The sequence below is a fragment of the Cohnella boryungensis genome (assembly GCF_042651945.1).
GTDB classification, from domain to species: Bacteria; Bacillota; Bacilli; order Paenibacillales; family Paenibacillaceae; genus Cohnella; species Cohnella boryungensis.
Window position 1 is genome coordinate 24,014 of record NZ_JBHSED010000018.1, and the last position, 19,583, is coordinate 43,596.

19 protein-coding genes are annotated in these 19,583 nt (G+C 58.5%); 2 read left to right on the forward strand and 17 right to left on the reverse strand.

What is annotated here, in order from left to right:
- Positions 1 to 99: 99 nt before the first annotated feature.
- From ACFO1S_RS11710 to ACFO1S_RS11725, 4 genes are all read right to left on the reverse strand, one after another.
- A complete protein-coding gene (locus ACFO1S_RS11710) occupies positions 100 to 864 on the reverse strand; it encodes a hypothetical protein (RefSeq protein WP_204604739.1) in 765 nt (254 codons plus the stop codon).
- Positions 861 to 3,614 (reverse strand): RNA dependent RNA polymerase, encoded by a 2,754-nt coding sequence (locus ACFO1S_RS11715; protein WP_204604740.1) that lies wholly within the window; start codon positions 3,612 to 3,614, stop codon positions 861 to 863. Before ACFO1S_RS11715 ends, ACFO1S_RS11710 begins: the two co-directional genes overlap by 4 nt.
- A 134-nt stretch (positions 3,615 to 3,748) precedes the next feature.
- Positions 3,749 to 4,792 (reverse strand): hypothetical protein, encoded by a 1,044-nt coding sequence (locus ACFO1S_RS11720; protein ID WP_204604741.1) that lies wholly within the window; start codon positions 4,790 to 4,792, stop codon positions 3,749 to 3,751.
- Positions 4,793 to 4,832: 40 nt separating this feature from the next.
- Positions 4,833 to 5,111 (reverse strand): acyl carrier protein, encoded by a 279-nt coding sequence (locus ACFO1S_RS11725; RefSeq protein WP_204604742.1) that lies wholly within the window; start codon positions 5,109 to 5,111, stop codon positions 4,833 to 4,835.
- 165 nt (positions 5,112 to 5,276) lie between these two features.
- Here ACFO1S_RS11725 and ACFO1S_RS11730 point away from each other — a divergent pair, with 165 nt between their 5' ends.
- Positions 5,277 to 6,143 carry a helix-turn-helix domain-containing protein gene (locus ACFO1S_RS11730; RefSeq protein ID WP_204604743.1) on the forward strand — a complete coding sequence of 289 codons (867 nt, stop codon included), beginning with the start codon at positions 5,277 to 5,279 and terminating at the stop codon, positions 6,141 to 6,143.
- Here the strand turns inward: ACFO1S_RS11730 and ACFO1S_RS11735 are convergent.
- Genes ACFO1S_RS11735 through ACFO1S_RS11795 form a run of 13 tightly spaced genes read right to left on the reverse strand, consistent with a single transcriptional unit; the run spans position 6,114 to position 19,081 of the window.
- Positions 6,114 to 6,977 carry a sugar phosphate isomerase/epimerase family protein gene (locus ACFO1S_RS11735; protein WP_204604744.1) on the reverse strand — a complete coding sequence of 288 codons (864 nt, stop codon included), beginning with the start codon at positions 6,975 to 6,977 and terminating at the stop codon, positions 6,114 to 6,116. The genes ACFO1S_RS11730 and ACFO1S_RS11735 overlap by 30 nt on opposite strands.
- Positions 6,974 to 7,918, reverse strand: a complete 945-nt coding sequence (locus tag ACFO1S_RS11740; protein WP_204604745.1) for a hypothetical protein — start codon at positions 7,916 to 7,918, stop codon at positions 6,974 to 6,976. The genes ACFO1S_RS11735 and ACFO1S_RS11740 overlap by 4 nt, the downstream gene beginning before the upstream one ends.
- Before the next feature lie 37 nt (positions 7,919 to 7,955).
- On the reverse strand, positions 7,956 to 9,092 hold the full coding sequence (locus ACFO1S_RS11745) for a phenylacetate--CoA ligase family protein (RefSeq protein WP_378126817.1): 1,137 nt from the start codon (positions 9,090 to 9,092) through the stop codon (positions 7,956 to 7,958).
- Entirely contained in the window at positions 9,089 to 9,352 is a 264-nt protein-coding gene (locus ACFO1S_RS11750; protein ID WP_204604747.1) for a phosphopantetheine-binding protein, read from the reverse strand. The genes ACFO1S_RS11745 and ACFO1S_RS11750 overlap by 4 nt, the downstream gene beginning before the upstream one ends.
- Positions 9,270 to 10,916, reverse strand: coding sequence for a class I adenylate-forming enzyme family protein (locus ACFO1S_RS11755; protein WP_204604748.1), 1,647 nt, complete (start codon positions 10,914 to 10,916; stop codon positions 9,270 to 9,272). The genes ACFO1S_RS11750 and ACFO1S_RS11755 overlap by 83 nt, the downstream gene beginning before the upstream one ends.
- Positions 10,913 to 12,667: an ABC transporter ATP-binding protein gene (locus ACFO1S_RS11760; protein ID WP_204604749.1), complete on the reverse strand. Its 1,755-nt coding sequence runs from the start codon at positions 12,665 to 12,667 to the stop codon at positions 10,913 to 10,915. The genes ACFO1S_RS11755 and ACFO1S_RS11760 overlap by 4 nt, the downstream gene beginning before the upstream one ends.
- On the reverse strand, positions 12,654 to 14,033 hold the full coding sequence (locus ACFO1S_RS11765; RefSeq protein WP_204604750.1) for a glycosyltransferase: 1,380 nt from the start codon (positions 14,031 to 14,033) through the stop codon (positions 12,654 to 12,656). The genes ACFO1S_RS11760 and ACFO1S_RS11765 overlap by 14 nt, the downstream gene beginning before the upstream one ends.
- Positions 14,017 to 14,976: a DUF6005 family protein gene (locus tag ACFO1S_RS11770; protein WP_204604751.1), complete on the reverse strand. Its 960-nt coding sequence runs from the start codon at positions 14,974 to 14,976 to the stop codon at positions 14,017 to 14,019. Before ACFO1S_RS11770 ends, ACFO1S_RS11765 begins: the two co-directional genes overlap by 17 nt.
- Positions 14,973 to 15,245, reverse strand: coding sequence for an acyl carrier protein (locus ACFO1S_RS11775; RefSeq protein ID WP_204604752.1), 273 nt, complete (start codon positions 15,243 to 15,245; stop codon positions 14,973 to 14,975). Before ACFO1S_RS11775 ends, ACFO1S_RS11770 begins: the two co-directional genes overlap by 4 nt.
- A gap of 38 nt (positions 15,246 to 15,283) precedes the next feature.
- Positions 15,284 to 16,420 (reverse strand): DegT/DnrJ/EryC1/StrS family aminotransferase, encoded by a 1,137-nt coding sequence (locus tag ACFO1S_RS11780; RefSeq protein ID WP_204604753.1) that lies wholly within the window; start codon positions 16,418 to 16,420, stop codon positions 15,284 to 15,286.
- On the reverse strand, positions 16,383 to 17,432 hold the full coding sequence (locus tag ACFO1S_RS11785; RefSeq protein ID WP_204604754.1) for a Gfo/Idh/MocA family protein: 1,050 nt from the start codon (positions 17,430 to 17,432) through the stop codon (positions 16,383 to 16,385). Before ACFO1S_RS11785 ends, ACFO1S_RS11780 begins: the two co-directional genes overlap by 38 nt.
- Entirely contained in the window at positions 17,429 to 17,698 is a 270-nt protein-coding gene (locus ACFO1S_RS11790; RefSeq protein ID WP_204604755.1) for a phosphopantetheine-binding protein, read from the reverse strand. The genes ACFO1S_RS11785 and ACFO1S_RS11790 overlap by 4 nt, the downstream gene beginning before the upstream one ends.
- Before the next feature lie 3 nt (positions 17,699 to 17,701).
- Positions 17,702 to 19,081 carry an AMP-binding protein gene (locus tag ACFO1S_RS11795; RefSeq protein WP_378126820.1) on the reverse strand — a complete coding sequence of 460 codons (1,380 nt, stop codon included), beginning with the start codon at positions 19,079 to 19,081 and terminating at the stop codon, positions 17,702 to 17,704.
- Positions 19,082 to 19,351: 270 nt separating this feature from the next.
- On the opposite strand from ACFO1S_RS11795, the gene ACFO1S_RS11800 reads away from it, so the two are divergent.
- Positions 19,352 to 19,576: a helix-turn-helix domain-containing protein gene (locus tag ACFO1S_RS11800; RefSeq protein ID WP_019422432.1), complete on the forward strand. Its 225-nt coding sequence runs from the start codon at positions 19,352 to 19,354 to the stop codon at positions 19,574 to 19,576.
- Positions 19,577 to 19,583 lie beyond the last annotated feature (7 nt).

Genomic DNA, 19,583 nt, shown 5'->3' on the forward strand with positions numbered 1-19,583 from the left:
AGTGGGGGACCCGCCTGTCTCCAGAGATCAGTTTCATATTAGGAAAATCGCCTCCAACCCCCGCGCACCTTGCGGGACAAGGCCTGCGGGGATTTCCAACTACTCCACGCAAGCCCGTCTGCGGCTTCTCATGTTCTCTCGCTTCCATGCAAGCTCCTTTTGCTTCTTGCAGCATGCGCAATACTTTCCGTTGTTTGATTTTCTTCGAAACAAGAGCCCGCATTCGGCGCAATGCGCGTAACGGGTGCCTCCTTCCTTCCATTGCAAATAATAAGCGACAACATCCCTTAAATCGCGAATGACAATGCCGGCCTCTCCGATATCCAGGACCAAGTTCACCTGCACGTCCTCCCGGTCGACGATGCGGGAAGGAGTAATGTAGCCTCGATTGACCAGTTCATGCAGCAGAAGCTCCTTATTTCTCACACGGCTAAGCTCCGCTTCCTTCAATAGAAGCTTCGCAGGCTGACTGACCCAGCCTTTGTTGCCAGGGTTCATTTTGTTTTTGGCTTTGGCATACACAAGCAAGACAAACGCCAGCTTCTCCAGATTACGGTCCTGCAAGGCTGCGATGTTATCCAGCTCTCGCCGCATAATATCGACGCTTTCGACCTCATGCAGCTCATGGCTCTGAATCGCGATCGTGCGAACCATTGCAGTCAGCGTTTTGTCCCATCGGGCGGGCTGATAGCCGGTCTGCTTCGCCAGATGACCTTCGACTTTCTCCCGCACCTCCTCCTTGGACAGTCCTTGAGAGAAATAATGCTTCATCAACACGCGGATTGCCGCTGTCGGCTTGCGACCGAATTGACCCTCAACCAATACCTGCTCCAGCACCTGTTTCTCATTCGTCATCAGCTTCATTCCCAATCGACTCCTTTGAATTCGCAAGTTCGCATCGTAAAGCGTTCTCCTCGATAATAGAGCTCGCCCTCGGGGTCCGGCACGGGATAGGAAATCCGATTGTCGCTAACCCTCAGCAGATTGCGGATCATCGTTTTCCCCGCAATGTCCCAGGCGAATTGCTTGGAACGCTTGTCGGTATAGCACAGATCGACGACAATGCTGCAGAGCTCGTCCTCATCATTGCAAATCCGGTAGGCGTCCTCCACGAACGTTCGGCTATCCGCCAACCAATTCTCCTCGTCCTCGCTCAGCAGGCCCGCGCTTTGCAACGCGGCGTAGTTCTTCGTCTCCGCTTGATAGACGGCCAGCAATTCGGCGACCTCCTTGTAACGGGCAGGCCGATAGCCGGAATCCGATTTCAATCGCGTATGGTCGTATCCCTTGCTGTTGGCCGCCGATACCCTTATGCCGTCCAATGCCGCCTCGACCTTCCAACAGATGCGGTTCATGACCGAGCCTTCCGTCGACACCGGCATTTTCAACCTATAGTAGGTCAGGAATTCCTCCTCGGCTTCGGTTCTCTCCGACTTCTCGGCGAGCTGCTCAACCGTGCAGCCGAACCGATTCAGACAGTTCGTTCTCGTTCCGCTTCGAAACTTGTCGTAATCCTTCTTCAGCTCGGGATAACGATAGATCATAAAATAGGGCTTTTTATCCGCCGTAATCGTTCGATTCCTCCGCTTGGCCTCCAGGGTCTCCTCATCATCGCCGTCTTCGTCGGCATTCGCCCGATAGTCGTACCAGCTCTTCGGCATCGGGCGGCTTTCTATGCCCTTCGTCCGGTCGATCGCATTCTGCTGGAAATTCTGGCTGCAGCGAATACGATATTCCATCGTTCTGTACGCCTCGCTGCCGGGCTCGAATCTCGCCAGCACGTCGTACATCGCCGTAATCCGGTTCGTAATGCTGCCGATCCGGTCTCCGAAGCTCAGCTTGTTGGCTCTTATGAGATCCGTCTCTTCAATAACTTTCTTGGCCGCGCTCCTCTGCACGCATACGATGGCATCAAGCTCCCGAATGTTGCGCAGAATCGCGGGATTATCCGTCGTAAATACGGCATCGCCGTCCATGTCCGCGCCGTTCATGGCGAGAGCCGCCGTATCGAACGCGTTAAATACGACCACCGTATCCAGATAGGCATACCAGCGCCTCATCTCTGCCGTATCCGCAAGCGGGAGCATCCGAATATTATGATGGCAGGTCATCGGCGCCCGGAAGCCCGCTATCCTCTGAACGCCGCGATCGCTCCAGTAGCGATGGTAGAATTGCCCCGAGCCCAGCAAACCCGTCACCTTCATTCCAAACATGCTCTGGCACAGGGCGTAAGGATCGCCGGACAGGAAAGCGTAATTGCCCCGTGCTCTCAGCTCTCCCATCTTCGCGCCTTGAATGCGTCGGCTGATCCGCTTGTGGACGTGACTGCGTACGTAAGGATCGCTAACGAGGTCCGGATCGATCATCAGCGCCTTGGCATAATCGTAATCGCTCTTCCCGAAGGACGCCTCGTCCATATGCATCCCCTTGAGAAAGAGCAGCGTTTTGCGGTAATCGCCGCCCAGCACCTCCTTAATTTCGTTAATCGTGGGCGCGATCAACTCCTCGATGTCGGCATCGGTCAGGTCCAGCGACTGAAGGAACTGATAATTCAAATCCCGCTCGTGATCCAGCCGCTTCGGCGTCGTCTTCGTCACGCTGAAGGTATACCCGCCGCTCCGGCAGCACGCCAGATACTGCTCGATGCTGTCGTACGAGCTCCAGAGCTTCAGCATCGATTCCGTCAGCACAATCTCGCTATCCGTCACCGAGCGTTTGCTTCCCCATATGTCGACAACCTCATCCGTCTGCGCAATTTCTTTGCTCCAAGCCTGGTAATCGAAGGTATACAGCATCCCCTTCATGAAGGCATTGCGAATGCAGAAGCCTCCCGGCACATAGTCCAATCCCAGCGCTTCCGCCCATCGTCGGCTCAGCTCCGGCGCAATCAGCCCGTAACCGTCGCTGTTATGGTTAAGCAGCGCGTAGCTGCGCATTTCCGTAACTTCAGGCTCGTCCCCTTCATCGGAGATGAGTACGACATTCGCCTCAATCGGCACTTTGCAATCCTGAACAACGAGCACCCCGGCCGGTTCGGGAACCGGCTTCGAAGCGGAGCAGGTCAGCGCTTTGTAAGCCTCGTACTTCGCGGGGACAAGCGGAACGCTCAAGTCTCTGCCGTTCTCGACTTTCCTCGCTAACGCGGGATAAAGCTCCTCGCTTACATACACAACCGTATTTTTCTTGACGCCGCCCGGAGTCGCAAGCCAGCGCCTATACGGCACGCCATTCACGGTAAAGCCCTTCGCGTGGTTCAGCCGGTCGAAATCGGCCATGCTGTCCATCACGATGGACAAATAATCACGCACGGTCACTGCGGAATAAAGCTCCTCGTACAGCTTCGCGATCCGTTCCCCGCGCCCTTTGCTTCGGGGCTGCCGCTTCAACTCGGCCAGCTCCGTCCGAATCCGACGGATGCGGTCGGCTTTGTCCGTCTCGGAGATGCCTCTCAGCTCGCGGATAAAGCGCAGCGCCTGGCTATCCCCTAGCGCAACCAGTTCCCCGTTGCGGCGCGCCTCCGCGGCGCCGTAGCCGTCCAGGCTCCAATTCGCCTTGCGCAGACGGGACGAATGAATTTTGTACGCATAGCTCAAGTCGGTATTCATATAGGCCATAGCCACTCCTTCCCTCTACAGAAAGGTGGCTTTCGCATGACACGGCTTAACGTCAAACACCCCCTCCCGTTTCCGTTCAGGAAAGCAGAGGGGGCTGAGATGAAGCGGCGGCTCGCTCCGGTCGCCCGGGTCAGCTACACCGTTAAGCCGGTGGCATGACGGCCTTCGCGAAGCTGCCGGATGATGCCTTGCAGCAGCTCCTTCTCCAGAGGAACGATTTCCCGCAGGCCGGTTTGAATCCGGTCCAGCAGCTTGCCGTCTCCCGTCAGACTGTATTTGAGCATCACGCCGACGCAGACTTCATGCTCCTTCTCCACAGCGGAGTAACGGCTTAGCCATTGCTCGTCCTCCAGATAACCGTGCTCCAGCATATAGCGGATTCTAACGCGCATCAGCTTCTTATGCTCATGCAGAACGTGCAGCAGTCGGATGTCGGCAACCTCCCGTCCTTCCTTCAGCTCGGTCAAATACTCCTGCAGGCGCTCGTATACTTCCAGACCGTAGCTGTTCTCCATGCACATGCGCGTCGCGGGCTTCACTCCGTTCACGTATCTCGACAGCGCATCCGCAACCGCTATCGTATCGAACGAAAGGTATCTCTCGTACTGGAAATAGGTGCGAGGCTTAAACGAGATCGACATGACCCTGCAATCGAACCAGTCCTTCATCGGGTCCGCGTGGGCGTAGGCCTGCTCCATCTCTTCGAATCCGCAGGTCGTCTGCACATACTTGCCGTTCCGCAGATTGTCCGCAATATAGAAGATTTCCGCCTTCGGATCATAGCCGTAGATGAACATATCGTGGTGGTGAGGATGCTTGCCGTAGGCTTCGGATTCGCGAATATAATACTGGTCGGCCAGAAAATACAAATAGTTGCCCATATCGACTGCATCGATGGCGAACCTTGTGAAGTTGCCCCTCCATACGTGCGCAATGGCGTCTCTGTGCGTGTACTGTATATTCAGCCAAGGACAATCAAAGAGCAACGGGTCGAAGAAGCTGTCCGTTTTGTTCGTGTAGTCGATTTTGCGCAGGGAGGAGAAATAGACCAGCTGGATAAAATGATTGCACACCCAAGGCAGCGTTTCCTCATGGCCCGAGATGATGCTGAACAGATTGGCCACGTTCGGATAAGTCCGATAGTCGTGCTGGCTTACCGGAAGCACTTTGCCGTTCATCGCAATTCCTCCTTATTTTCACAACTCTTCCCGCTCTCCATCAGGCTTGCTTCGCAAGGCCGGCGCGCTTGGCGGCCACATTCTCGGCGAATTGATCGATCGTAGCGAAATAATCGATGACCAGTTCCTCGTCCCCGAACGCGACCTCGAACCTTTCCTCGATATGGACGATTAGCTGTACGACCTTCAGCGAGTCCATACCGGCATCCCGGATTTTTTCGTGAACATCCATTTCCCCCAATGCCTCGTTTTCTAGCATTTCCGCAATTTTTTGCCTTATATAGCGGACAATCTCATCCCTTTCTGCCGTTTTCGACATCCTCAGCACCTCTTGTCGTCAGATTTTGACTATAATAGAGTTGCGCCCCGCGATTGGACGCCAAGGAATCGCCCGAGATGCAATGTTCTGAACGCGCCTTCACCCGAAAGCCATGAGAACCGACTCAAGCTTTAGTATTGAGCCATTTGCGAAGGGGGTCTAAACGTGCTCGAACGTCAAATTACGGACGTGCTTCCCGTGACATTCAAGCAATTCGATGTCATCTCGGGGAAGGAGTGGTGCTCTCCTTATTTCCAATTGCTATGGACGCAGCAGCAATCCTTCGAATGCGTCATCGGAGATCAGCGCCGCTCCATTCCCCGCAGCCGTTTCCTGCTTGTCAGGCCTATGCAGGCGGTGCGCCTCGAATCCTCGCTGCTGTCCTACATTCAATGCCTGAACTTCGACGCCGCTTTCCTTCAATCGGCGGGCACCGTGCTGTCCTCGATTTCCTTGCCCGTTAACGATTACGGCAAACGCCTGTTGAATCTCGTCCTCTCCTGCAAGCAGCAATCGCTCGACTCCGCCCTGCGAATCCGCCTCTCCTGCCTGCTTTTCTCCTTGCTCAGCGAATGCTTCATGCAGGTCCGTCCGGCGGAGGATTCGGCGAAAAAGAAGCCGAAGGCCGCTCCCGGCCCTTCGCAGCGCAAGAAAAGCGGAAGACCGATCGTGTATGCCGTCCGTTACATGCGCAGGCATCTGTCCAATCCGGATTTGTCCTTGCTGGAAATCGCCGGGGCAGTCGGATACAACCCCAATTATTTCTGCCAGGAATTCAGCCAGATTTTCGGCGTTTCGCCGATTCGGCATTTGAACGAAATGCGCGTTCTTCGGGCGCTTCGGTACTTGGACGAAACCGAGCTTCGCATTCAGGAAATCTGCAAGCACGTCGGCATTCGCAATCCCGGGAACTTCACCCACATGGTGAAGCTCAAGGTCGGCATGACGCCGATGGAATATCGCAGAGACCGGCGTTCCCGGTCCATGCAATCGAATCCGCCGCTAGAAATCGGCGCGCCCGGCGGAGGTTGAGCGGAGGACGCTGTCGATCCAATCCTTCTCGGCCGACAAGTAGCCGACAGGATCTGCGCCGAACCATTCCAGAGAGACGGCGGCCTCCTTCTGCTCTTCGGCCAGCATCCGTATAATCTCCGCGTAATCGACGGCGCCCTCGGCAAGCGGAACCATGCCTTCCCGGCTTCCGCCGGGCGCGTACACGTTGCCTGGCTCGAACACGTTCAAGAAGCGGCGATCGCCAATGTTCTTGCAGTGGTAATGCACCGTCCAAGGCTTCAACGCCTCATAGGCCTCCTTCGGCCGATCGCCGGCTTCCCAGAGATGGAGAAAATCGAGATTAATGCCCAGCCAAGGATGCTCCGTCTCTTCGAGAACGCGCAGCGTCGACGCCGTGCAATCCGCCAAGGAGCCGGGATGCGTCTCCACGACCGTACGAACGCCTTGCCGTGAGGCGGCCTCCGCCAGCTGGCGCAAGCGCCGCGTCACGGTCGCCCATTCCCGCTCCCCGGCGGACGCGCTGGCTATGTCCCCCGCAAAGATGCGCAGCTTGTCCGTTCCGAACAATCTCGCCCTGGCGATCATCTCCTCCCATTCCCGCTCCGTGGCGGCGAATTGGTCGGAATCCCCAAGCAGCTTGACGTATCCGCTGATCATCGGAAGCTCAAGACCTCTGCTCCTCATGTCTCCGGCGATCCCCGCTCCTCCGAAGGGCAGCCTCCTCGACAGGGAAGCCGCATGCACGCTCCACAGCTCGATCCCGGAGAAGCCTGAGGTCTGGGCAAGCCTCATCAATTCGTCGAACGAGACAAGCTCGTGACGGAACGAAATCGTACACAGGCTAAGCTTCATTCCGGCTCACGCTCCGATCCGGCCAGCAGCTTCAGCAGCAGCAGCTCCGCAGCGACGACCTCCTCGATTCCCGAACGAATGCTATCGGACGATCGCGGGACGCCGGAGATGCCATACCGGACAAGCTGCAGATTTACGTTCGTCCACCCGCGGACGATCTTCTCCGCAAGCCGGGAGCCTGTCTCCCGTTCCTCTGCGCCCAGAAGTCCGGTATCCAGATAGCTTTGCCATACGATCGTTCTCATTTTGGACAAAGCGGCTAAGGCGATATTGTTCCGATCCGTCCAGCTTCGCCTCTTGACCGGGTCCCATTGTCCGCTTTCGGCGAGCACGCCGAGGAAGCTGTCGATCGCGCTTCTCCCATCGCTTACGTATTCATCCAGGATTCGGTTCGTTTCCCGCAGGAAGGAGGCACGCAGCTCGGGCTGACGATAAGAGGCGTTGAAGCTCAAATGACAATACACCCATTCTTGGCTTCTTACGCCCGCCCGATCCAGTTCCTCCGTCGTCATGGCCCCTCGGAAGCCGGCCACGGAATCCGTGACGAGGAAGCTATTATCCGCCTCTCCCTTTCCATACGCCAATACGCAGTGATAGAACCCTGTCGACTCGAAGCCCAGCATCGAAGCGGGGAAGAAGCGCAGCTCCGAAGCTCTGCAGAGGACGATCGCCATGTCGCCTCGCTCCAGCAGTGCGGCAACCTCGCCCGGCGGCCCGGAAGTCATGCGGGTTTGAATGCCATACTCGTACGCCAGCTCGATCCACTTGATATTTTGGGCGGACATAAGCAGCCCTTCGTAATAGACGGTATGCCAATAGCCCATGAGAAACAGCCGGCGGTCGAGCCCCCGAATGTCAAGCGCCGACACGATGCAGGAGGCTGCGCATTCCAACGCCGCCAACCGGAACGGAGCGTCCTTCTCGACGATATTGACCCTCATAATAAACCTCCTTCGTTGAAATCTCAGCCACCGCGCGCTAAAGCACTTTGCTGACGAAGGGCTGGCACTTGCCGCTGACCGGATGAGGCTCAATGTGCGTCACCCGCTCCACCTCGATCTCCAGCTCGGAGAGTAGTAGGCACTGCTTCAGCAGCAGCTCCAGCCTTCGCGCCGCTTCGCTCAGCTCGGAAGCCTGCACCGGCTCGGCCACGATCAGCAGCCGGAACAGGGCCGGCGATTCCTGCACAAGCTGGAATTGCGTCATGCCCATGTCTACGGCCAGCGAATGATAGAATCGATCCAGATAACGCAGCACTGAAGCGTTGACCGCTCTGCCCGGCAGTTTGATTTGCGACACGCGGAACGGCAGCAGCTCCAGCAAGGGACCTCCGCCAGATGGACCGGGCAGGATGCGTCCCATATCCCCCGTTCGATAACGCAGGAACGGCAGGCTCTTCATGACGAAGGAGGTCACGACCAGCTCTCCCGCTTCTCCCTCCGACGCAGCACGGCCCGTTGCAGGATCGATCGCTTCCACGTAGACTAGCTGATCGTCGATTTCCAGCCGCCCGCTACCGTTCGAGAAGGCGATGAGCCATATTTCCTCCATGCCGTAATAATCCAACAGCGGCACGCCGAATATCCGCTCTATCTCCGTCCGTTGGGCCGGCTGCACGTATTCCCCCCAATTTTGCAGCGCCTGCAAGGAAGCGGGAATCGGCAGGCCCGTCTTGTCAAAATACAAGGCAAGCTCGTATAGTCCCGAGCATCTCCCCTGAATCAGATGCGGCGCTTGCTTGCTCACCTGATTCGCGTAAAGGGCCGTCATTCTGGCGTCGGCCAGCACAGAATTGCCGAGCAGCACCGAACGGTAGCCCAGCGGAATGCCTACCCTTCTCCGGCTCCGCTGGATTCCCATCGCCAGCTCCAATTGCTCCTTCTTCGTCTTAATGCAGCGAAACGGGGTGCCCGTACTGCCCGAGGTGTAAGTCACAATCCCCTCTTCGCGCATCGGAGACTCGAATTCTGCCCGACAGCCGTTCAGCGTCGCTTTGTCCACAAGAGGCAAATCGCCGAATCGCAGATCCTCCCCGCGCCACGCTTTGTAATACGGATAGCGGTCTGCCGCCTCTCTCGCCAGCAGATCCAGACGCCGCTCCATGGCCGACCTCAAGCCGATTGCCTGCTTTGCACGAATGTCACGAGGGACGACACGGTATTGAACACTTCCGGACGCAGATCCTCCGCGCTCGTCTCGAAGCCGAACTCCTCCTCCAGCAGCGTCAGCAGCTCCAGCACATGCAAGGAATCCAGATGCAGGTCGTGCAGCAAGGAGTCGTCCAGGCCGATCTCATCGGGACTCCTTTTGACGAGCCGGGCCACCACTCCGATGGTCGCCAGCTCCAACTCCGATCGTTCCGTATGGGAATGCATCGCGTACCTCCTTTATCTTTCGTTGCAGCCCCGGCCGATCGAGCTTCCCCGTATTTGTGCGGGGAAGCTCGACAGCGAGGAAAATATCCTTCGGACGCGCCGGGGCGGAAAGCTTATTCGTACAAAACGCATTGAGCCGCTGCTTCAATTGCTCTGCCGCAGCTGCGGTCTCGGGCATGATGCCGGGAACGATCAGGGCGAAAGGCCTGTAGCCCGTCAAGCCGTCCGGCAAGCCCGCGACTGCCGCCTCCCGGACTTCGGGGTGGGTCAGAAGCGCATTCTCCAGCATCTCGGGGTGAAACAAATGACCCGCGACGTTAAAAGCGTTGTCCAATCTTCCGGTCAGGTACAGACAGCCGTCCTCGTCGAGATAGCCCACGTCCGACGTGCGCAATCCGTAGGAGGCAAGCGTATGAGCCGTACGCTCGGGATCGTCGTAATAGCCGAGCATCACGTTCGGCCCCTTCACGACAATCTCCCCCGGCTGTCCCGGTGTCAGCACCCGCTGCCGCTCCCGGTAGATCGCGATCTCTACTCCGTTAATCGCGCAGCCTGCCGAGCCCGGTTTATACAGCAGCCCGCCGGCAGGAAGACAGGTTACGCGAGGCGAGGCTTCCGTTAAGCCGTAGCCGGTCCGAATGTCGACGTCCGGCAGTCTCCGCTGGAGCAGAGCCAGCATGTCCGACGGCATTGAAGCGCCTACGACAAGCAGCTTGCGCAGGCTGGCCAAGTCCTCCGCCTTCCAGGTCTCGGATTTGGCCAGCGCCATCGCGACTGCGGGCACCGTGCACACGAAAGTGGATGATGAGCTCCTGATGGCGGTAACAAGCTGCAGCGGATGAAGCAGGCCCGGCTCCAGGCGGATATTCATCCCCGTATCGAGCGCCAGCAGCCATTCCCCGGTAATCGTCGAGCAGTAGCCGAACGATTTGGTCAGCAGCACCGCATCCTGCTCCGTTAGCGTCAGGCTTCGTCCGATGGCATCCAGGTTCGACGTCAGATTGCGGTCGCTCAGCATAATCCCTTTGGGCCGGCCCGTCGACCCCGAGGACAGGAACACGACGGCCGTTTCGTCCGGCGGCGTATATCGACGGGCTTCGCGCGACGCGGCACGAAGGCTTGCGAATTCCTTGTCGCCGCTAAGCAGCCTCCCCGTCTCCCCATTCAAGAGCAGCGTTCCGTCAGCCGCAAGCCTCTCCTCGGCGCCCTCAGCCCGCAGCGCCTCTAGCCCGCGACCGGAAGCCAGCAGCACCTCCGCCTCTAAGCCCAGACAGCGATCCGCAGTCTCGGCGGCCGAAGCGAAGCCATGCAGCGGCACCGGAATGCCGTCCGCAAGAACGACGGCCATAAAGGCCCGGAAGCAGGCGGGGGTCGGCTCCATCCAGATCGGCGCGACGAACCGTCGGCGGAGCGGCAGGCGCTTCAGTTCAGCCGCCATCTCCAAGGATTCGGCGTACAGCTCGGCGTAGCTGATATAGCTTCTTTCCGCTCCTCCGCCATAGTGAAAGCCCCGATCCTTCCGTGCCGTTGCCGCGAACAACCGGATCAACGTCATCTGCGTCATACCGGCACCCGCTCCTGTCCCGCCTGCTCCTGCCGCTTGATCAGCCCGCCGTATTCGGCGCTGCTCCGCAGCAATTCCGCATGCTTCCCGGCCGATGCGACCTCCCCCTGCTCCAGGACATAGATCGTATCGGCGCTTTCCACCGTATCGAGCCGGTGCGTGGACATCAGCACCGTTTTGCCGGCCATTGCCTTGCCGATCGCGGACAGAATCCGGGTCTCGGTAGACCGATCCAGCGCCGAGGTCGGCTCGTCGAGAATCAGAATGTCCGGCTGCTGCAGCAGTACCCTGGCGATGGCGATTCGCTGGCGCTGGCCGCCGGACAGCTGCGCGCCGCGATAGCCGATCGAGGTGTTCAAGCCCTCCGGGAGGCTGTCGATGAGCGGCTTCAATTCGGCCAGGCAGGCCGCTTCATAGACCTCCTCGTCAGAGGCGTTCAGCCGGCCCATCCGTATGTTCTCTCCGATCGTGCCCGCGAACAGGAAGCTCTCCTGAAACACGACGCCCAGCCTTCGGCTCAGAAAGCCTCGCGACCAGCATCCGTGCGGCAGCGAGCCGATTCGCATATGCCCTCCCGTAGGCTCCATGAAGCCGAGCAGCGTCCGGAACACCGTGCTCTTGCCCGCGCCGCTGCGGCCCACGAACGCCGCAAACTCGCCGTACTTGACGTTGAAATCGACGCCCCGCAGAATCCCGTGGCCTTCCTTCGTCACTTCCAGCCCCGCAGCCGCTACCTCCGGCTTCCATTCGTCCGCTTCCGGCCCGTCATCGGACACGTCCGCAGCCGCCTCGGTCGGCGAGCGAAGGAACGCTTCGATTCGCTCCATCGCAACCTCCCCCGCTTGCAGTTCTCCGACGAACCCGTTCATCGCCTGCACGGGGGCCAGCGCATTGTTCATGTACTGAACAAGCGCGACGAGCACGCCCAGCGTCATGGCACCGTCAAGCACCCGGCCGCTTCCGAACGCATAGAGCAGTACGATTACGGCGCTTACGGCAAGCGATCCGAAGCTGGCGGACATGACCCGATACAGCGTATCCATTACGCTCGCCCGAACCAAATGCCGATACTGCCGTTCGTTCCGCTCGCGCTCCCACTGCTCCAAGCCGTGAACGCGAATCTCTCTTGAGCCTTCAATGCTTTCATACAAATACGTGCCGATCTCTTCGTTATGAGCGCGTACGTGACCGGTATTTCTGGCAATGGCCTCGCGGAACAGGCGCGGAATCGCCATCAGAATCGGGATGAAGATCAGCGCCGCCGTGCCCAAGCGCCAATCCATGTAGAAAATAACCCCTACCGCGAAGACCAGCGAATAGGCTTGCGAAGCCAGCTCCACGACAACGTGATTCAGGAAGTTGCCCATCGTCGCGGTGTCCATCCCCATCAGCGCCGTATACTTGCCTGCGCCTACCCGTTCGATCTCGGTCATCGGGATGCGGCGCAGATGAGCCAGGATGACATCGCGCAAATCAAGCGTGTGACGAATGCCCAGGTAGCGGAACAAGCCGGCCCGAACGACGCCCAGCGCCGCCGAAGCCAGCGCCAGACCGCCGGAAACGGCGAGAAGCGGTCCGAGCAGCTCGGTCTCCCGACCGACCAGTACGCGGTCGATGAGCAGCAGAAACACGAACGGCTGAAGCAGATTGAAGGTCAGCATCGCGAAGACGCAAGCATAAGCCGCAGCCGTTCTTCGCCAACGAATCTTGACGTAAGGCAGCAGCCTCATGAACAGTCTAAAGCTCTGCATAGGAGAACCTCCCCGCATAATGTCCGATGATCGGCCGGATGGCAGGCATCCATTCCCTCAGAGGAAGAGTCGAAGCCCCGGACACAATGTCGATCAGGGGCTCCTCGAAGAACGGCAGCCGCCGCAAGCTGTCGACATGATAAGCGTCGGGCAGCTCGGACAGCGTCCCCAGCATCCATTCCCCCGTCTGCGCCCGATGCGTGGACGCTTTGCTTGATTCTGCCCGGGCGATGGCCGCAGAGATGCGCGGAAAAACCGTCTCGTAATCGTACAGGCCGGCCCGCTCCGCAGCACACCCGGACATCGCTGCGCGAAGCCGTTCGTCCCTGAGCAATCGGACCGCCCATTCCGCAGCCTGATCCTCCCTCAGCCGGGGGAGGCCGCCGTCGTCCGGCCATTCACAATCGATTAGAAGACCGTCCTCGCCATGAGAGACGACCTCCCTGAATCCGTTCCAGTTGGCGCAGAGAACGGGAACGCCCCAGACCTTCGCTTCGATCAGATTGTAGCCGAACGTCTCGCCCGGATCCGTCGACAGGTTCACCAGCAGATCGGCCGCCCGGAATAGCCGCTCCTTCTCCTCGCCGTCTACCGGCCCCGCGAACCTCACGCTTGCTTCCAGCTCCAGGCTGCGGACGATCTCCAGCAGCCTCTCCTTGTAAAGTTCCGCCTGGCCGGGCCGCATGCCCGTATACTCCCCGGCGATCGTTAATATCGCTTGCGGCAACTCTTTCTTAAGCTTCGCGAATATACGAAGCAGGGAATCGATGTTTTTGACATCCTCGAGACGGCCGATGGAGAGCAGTCTCGTTCCGTTTCTCCCCGCTATCGCCCGTTCTGCCTCGTCCCGATCGCGCAGCGCCGTGCAGAGCGGAATAAGGCTCATCGTCCGATAGCGGTCGGATATTCGCCGAAGAGCCGTCAGACTGGCCTCCGACGAGCAGAGCAGCACATCCCTTTCGCTCAGGAAGGGAGCAATGCCAAGCCATTGGCGCATCCACGATTCCGAGCCCGCGCAGTGCGCAATGCCAAGAAATCCGAGATCGGCTCCAGCTTGGGCCCGTCCCATCATCAGGTAGGGAAGCAGCGACGGGACGTTCATGTATAAGGTTCGAATTCCGTACCTGTCCCGCAGCTCCGAGATTCCGGAGGAAAGCCGCTCCAGACTATGGGGAAACGAGCGGCGAAACCGCTCGATCGTTCCCCCGAACATGCGGAAGAGCTGCAAGGGCGGAATCGGAACCAGCTCGGCATGCTTGGCCAGATAACCGACCCATTGATTGTCGATCACCCGCTCGTTGAGCCGTTTTGCCTGTCCGGTAATGTAGCCGATCCTTAGCCCGTCCGCCTCACGCGAGGACTTCATGACACGTCGCCTCCCATCGCTCGAAGAGCTTCCACAGCTCGGCTCTGACTTCCGTCTCCAGCGTTTCCAGACGCAGCAGCTTGTCCTGCGCGTCCGGCAGCCGTTCCGGCCTGTTCAATACCCCGAGCCGCACGATGGCCAATACGAAATTTTCCCATCGAAGCAGCAGCAGCTCCAGAGCGCGAAGCGCAGGATCGGGGCTTGCATCGCTCATCTCGGCGAAGTACCCGGCAATTACGCCGAAAGCCTTCCATCTTTTCGCGACGATGCCAACCTGTCCGATTGTGGCGAACAACGCCTCGACCGAATAGCCCGCAGCTCCTTCGGCAATCTGTTTCATGTAGCGGTCAACGCCTTCGATGAGCGGACTTCTGGAGGTTCGGTCGAACTGCTCCCGAAACAGGGCCGAGACCGTCTCCGGCGCCGGCTCTTGAGCAGCCTCGGCTTGCAGCGAGATTCCCGCGCTAAGCTGCTCGCAGGTCAGGGCTTGCAGCAGCACCGTGTGCGATACGGGTCCTTCCCATTCGAAGAACGGGTCTCTTAAGAGCCAGTCCCGCTCTTCTTGTCTTTCTACGATTACGATGTGGGGAAAATGCTTCAATCCGTAACAGATCGCCGAATAGGGCAAGTAATAGAGATCGACCAGAACCATGACCGTGCGAGCTCCGCCCTCCTCCGCCGCCCGTTCCATTGCCGCGAACTTCTCCTCTTTGCTCCAGAAGGGATTCTGCCATCGGTCGATGCATTTTCCGTAGATTCGCTCGAATCTCGTCAATTCAAGATCGGGATCAATCGTGTCCGAGAAATAGGAGAATCCATGCTCGTCTGCGACAAAGGGGGCATTCCAGGCTCCGATGTACGCCGGTCTGATATCGATGCCCCTGCACTCCTGCAAGCCGATCGACAGGCAGTCCAGCAAACAATGCACCTGCGGCGTAATCATCGGGCGCCCACGGCTTTCTTGCCCGCAATGCAATCCGCGATCTGGCTCACCGTGGCAAAATGGTCGATATCCAGTTCCTCGTCGCAGAAGGTCACATCGAAGGCTTCCTCGATATAGACAAGCAGATTGATCGTCAGTATGGAATCCACGCCCGCTTCTTGAATAGAGCCATGGACATCCAGCCGTTCCGCCAGCTCGGGACTGTCGACCAGCTCCGCGATTTTGGCTTTCAGCCGCTTCATGATTTCGTTGCGATCGCTATGCGTCATCCTTTCCCTCCTGTCGGCTCGAACGCATTTCATACGTCTTATATGGCCTGCGACCCGGATCGGCTCCGGCCTAACGCCTCCTTCAATTGTCCGCACACGAACGCGACCGCCGCTTCGTCCATCCCGATATGCATCGGCAAGGACAATATTCGCTCCGCGCAAAACTCGGCAATCGGGAAGTCTCCGCTTCCATAGCCCAGATGACGGAAAGCCGGCAGAAGGTGGATCGGACGCGGATATTGAACCGCCGTGAGAATGCCCTTCTTCTGCAACGCCTTGCGAACCTCGTCCCGAGCCGATGCGGGCAATCGAATGACATAGAGATGGAAAACATGACTTTCGTCTCCCCGGTGAGAAGGAAGAACCACTCCGTCAAGATCGCCCAAATATTGCTCATACCATTGGGCTACTTTGCGCCGGTGCGCCGACCATTCGTCAAGGCGGCTCAGCTTCAGCCTCAACGCGATCGCCTGCAAGGCGTCCAGACGGCTGTTGAAGCCGGGGATTTCGTGCGTGTATCTTGTTTCTCCCCCGTGATTGCGAAGTCTCCGAAGCTCCGACAGGACGTTGGGCGATGCGGAAACGACGGCGCCCCCGTCCCCTAGCGCTCCGAGATTTTTGTCCGGATAGAAGCTGAAGCACGCCGCCGTTCCCAGACTGCCCGCAGGTTTGCCCCTTAACCGGGCCCCGGCAGCCTGAGCGCTGTCCTCGATCACGTATATTCCCCGGTCCGTCAATTCGGACAGCCACGGCTCAATGTCCGCCATCTGTCCGTACAAGTGGACGGGAATCACCGCCTTCGTGCGGGGCGTGAGGCATGCCCTCAGCTGCTCCGGATCGATCAGGTAGCTGTCGGGATCGCAGTCCGCAAGGACGGGCGTCGCGCCGGTATGGTGAATAGCCTCGACCGTCGCCACGAACGTATTGGCCGCCGTGACGACTTCGTCCCCCGGTCCGATGCCCAACGCCTTAAGCGTGAGAAACAACGCATCCGTTCCGTTTCCGACGCCAACCGCTCCAACTGTGCCCGAATAACGCGCGAAGGCCGCTTCGAAGTCCGAGACGGCTTGTCCTCCCACGAACACTCCCTTGGCCGCGAGCTCCAGCACAGATGCGACCCAGGGCTCGCGAATTTCATCAAACTCCAACTGAGGCGCCGCGAACAATATCCCCATAACGAACCTCCCTCTTATCGGCCGCTGCCATGCGTATGGCATCCAGCAGACGCATCCCCTCGATTGCCTGCTCCAGTGTTACCTCCAGCTCGCCTTCCCCTCTTAAGCAGCTGGCGAAGGAGGCATGAATGCGTCTTGTTCCCTCGTAATCCTTCCGATAACCGCCGACCGGAAAATCCGGCACGACTCGACCGGGCTGCTGCCCAGTCCCGTATATTGCCGCCTCGCCGTTCTCCTCGACCCGAAGCGTTCCCCGGTCGCCTCCGACGATCCATAGCGGCGATGCCGCATGCGAGCCGAAATGAATGTCCATCGACAGCCAGATTCCGTTGTCCAATCGGATTCGCGCCTGCACGCATTCCTCCGTCTCTCCCTTGTTCCATCGCAATTGCTGCATGGAAGCCTCCACGGATTGCCAAGCTCCGAGTCCAAGCTGCAGGAGCTGATCCGCCAGATGCACGCCCCAATCCATTAAAGCCCCTCCGCCGTAAGCCGTCTCGTTCCTCCAGCCGGGATGGAAGGACGGAACGCCGAAGGAGGCGCCGGAGCCGAACCGATGGCATCGTCTTTCGACGAACAAAATTTCGCCCAGCTCCCCGCTCTCGATTACCTGCCGCACAAGACGAAAATCATCATCGAACCGTCTGTTGTGCACAACCGATACGATCAGCCGATTCTCGCGCGCCAGCTGCGACAGCCGCTCGGCTTCCCCGGAATCGAGCGCGATCGGCTTCTCGATCAGCACGTGCTTGCCGTGGCTCAACGCCTGCGCGGCAAGCGCGTAGTGGCTGCTCGGAGGGGTGGCGATCAGCACCGCCTGCGCTTCGCTTGCCCACAGCGCCTCCAAGCGCTCGAAGGTCCGAAAGCCTCTTCTTGCGGCCAGCTCCAATCGCTTCGGGGTGAGATCATATATTCCGCTCACCTCGACGTCCGGCTGCTTCGCCAGCACAGGAAGGTGGGTCAGCTCCACGATTCTTCCGAATCCGACGATTCCCAGCTTCAGCCCGCTCATCCGTTAACAGCTCCGACCTCTTGAAGCGTCCCGATAAAATCGATCAGGGAGCTTACCGTAGAGAAAACGGAAGGATCGACCTCTTCCTCCGGAATCGACACGCCGAAGCTTTCCTCCAGATAGACCGCCAGCTGCAGCACCATAATGGAATCGAGATTCAAATCCTCGCTCAGCCGATCCTCTTCCTTCAAGACGTCCGGCACGGCGACATCCAGATTATCGGCGATGATCCTTCTGATCCGCTCCGCCATTTCCTGTCTTTCCATCACTTAACCACCCTCTCGCTCTCGAATATATCTTCTACTGGTCTTGCCTGAGGCGGGACGCGGAATTTCATCTACGGTCTCGATGAACGCGGGAACCTTGTAGCCAGGCAATTCCTTCCCGCACAACGTCCGCAGCTCGTCCTCCCGGAGGCTGCGATCGGCTACGATCATCGCTTTGACCGCTTCTCCCCATACGGGATGTCTCGTCCCGTATACGACGACCTCCTTGATGCCAGGCAAGCCGGCCAACACCCGCTCTACCTCCGAAGGCATAACCTTCTGTCCCGAAACGTTGATCAGGTCGTCCAAACGACCCTGGATACGCAATCTTCCCCCTTCCGTTCTCATCCCTATATCTCCCGTCCTGATGGACTGGGACTTGGCCCGATCGCTGACGAAGATCTCCCGGACAGACAGGTCTGTCCGATCTACGGCATACCCTTCCCCCTCGTCATCCGCCGCCTCGCTCCGAAGACTCTCCAGAGTCACCGTCAAATGGGGCAGTGGAGCTCCTACGTCATCGGGGAAGGTCGGCTGCGACCCCAGCGCGATGCATCCGATCTCGGAGCAGCCGTATTGCTGCCATACCTCGTCAGCCGCTTCAACCAGCTGCGCCAATAGCGCCTCTGTAAGCGGGGCTCCCGAGCTGACGAGCTTGCGATAACGCAAGTCGCCCTTGCCCAAGGCGCCGAACAGCTGATAGAGGAACGGAACGGCGTAGACGATCGAATCGGCGCTCTCCCGAATCAGCTTCATCGCGTATTTCGGATTCTTATCGGTGATGACGCGGGGGACCGTACCCCTGGCCAATCCGGCAAGCATGCCAGCGATTAATCCGAACGAATGCGTCACCGGCACCGCAATAAGCGGCGTATCGCTGCCCGACGGGTCCAATCTTTGATTGTAGCTGTCCATCTCTTGCTCGATCTCCGTCCAGGGCCGGACGATCAGCTTCGGCTTCCCCGTCGTGCCCGAGCTGTATTGGCACAGTGACGGCGGGGAAGGCGCCGCCAGGCTTACCCCCTTCAGGCGCAGCGCCTGCAGCGGGGAGCCGTGCACGAGCGCGCTGCACCCGGCGCTTGCGGCCGACGCTATCGCAGCCGCAAGCGGCGTGTCTCCATGCAGCAGCAGGAGTGATGCGCCGCTTGCCCGCGTATATTGGATCGCCGCCAGAACGTCCGCAGGATGGCGAAGCATCGCCGCCACTCGGCCCCCTTCCGATAACCGGCATTCCTTCAGCCGCACCATTTCCTCTGACCGGCTGGCAATCTCATGGGCACGGTAAACGGTTTCATCAACCTTTAAGGCGAATTCGATTACGGTTCCCCCCTTCATTTTGACGGCTACATTTTTAATTTTATGAGCATCGGTTTTTAATCTCAATTTATGATTCTTCAGAATCTAGATGAATCTTCAGTATTCGTCTGTCACGGTTTTCCGTTGAAATCTGATTTCTTAGAAATTGCACTTTTATTTAAAAATCACAACCTTCATTTGCTCGTTGCAAATCCGCTTATTCTCGCCCGCGGAATCTTTCTGTGCCCATTTTGCCGGACCTCCGCACCAGAGGAAAAACCCTTTCATATGATAAAGTTGACTGTATCCCTATACCTTGTAATCACAACATTCCCGGGCAAGGAGGGGTGACAAACGTTGAAAGGCAGCGACCATAAAAGCAAATTCCTACTCACCAATCGGGAACGCGAAGTCTTTGAACTGCTGGTACAGGACAAGACGACCCGCGACATTGCGCAGCAGTTGTTTATCAGCGAGAAAACGGTTCGCAACCACATCTCGAATGTGATGCAAAAGCTGAATGTCAAAGGTCGTTCGCAAGCGGTTGTCGAGCTTATTAAGCTCGGGGAGCTAAAGATTTAAAGCAGCA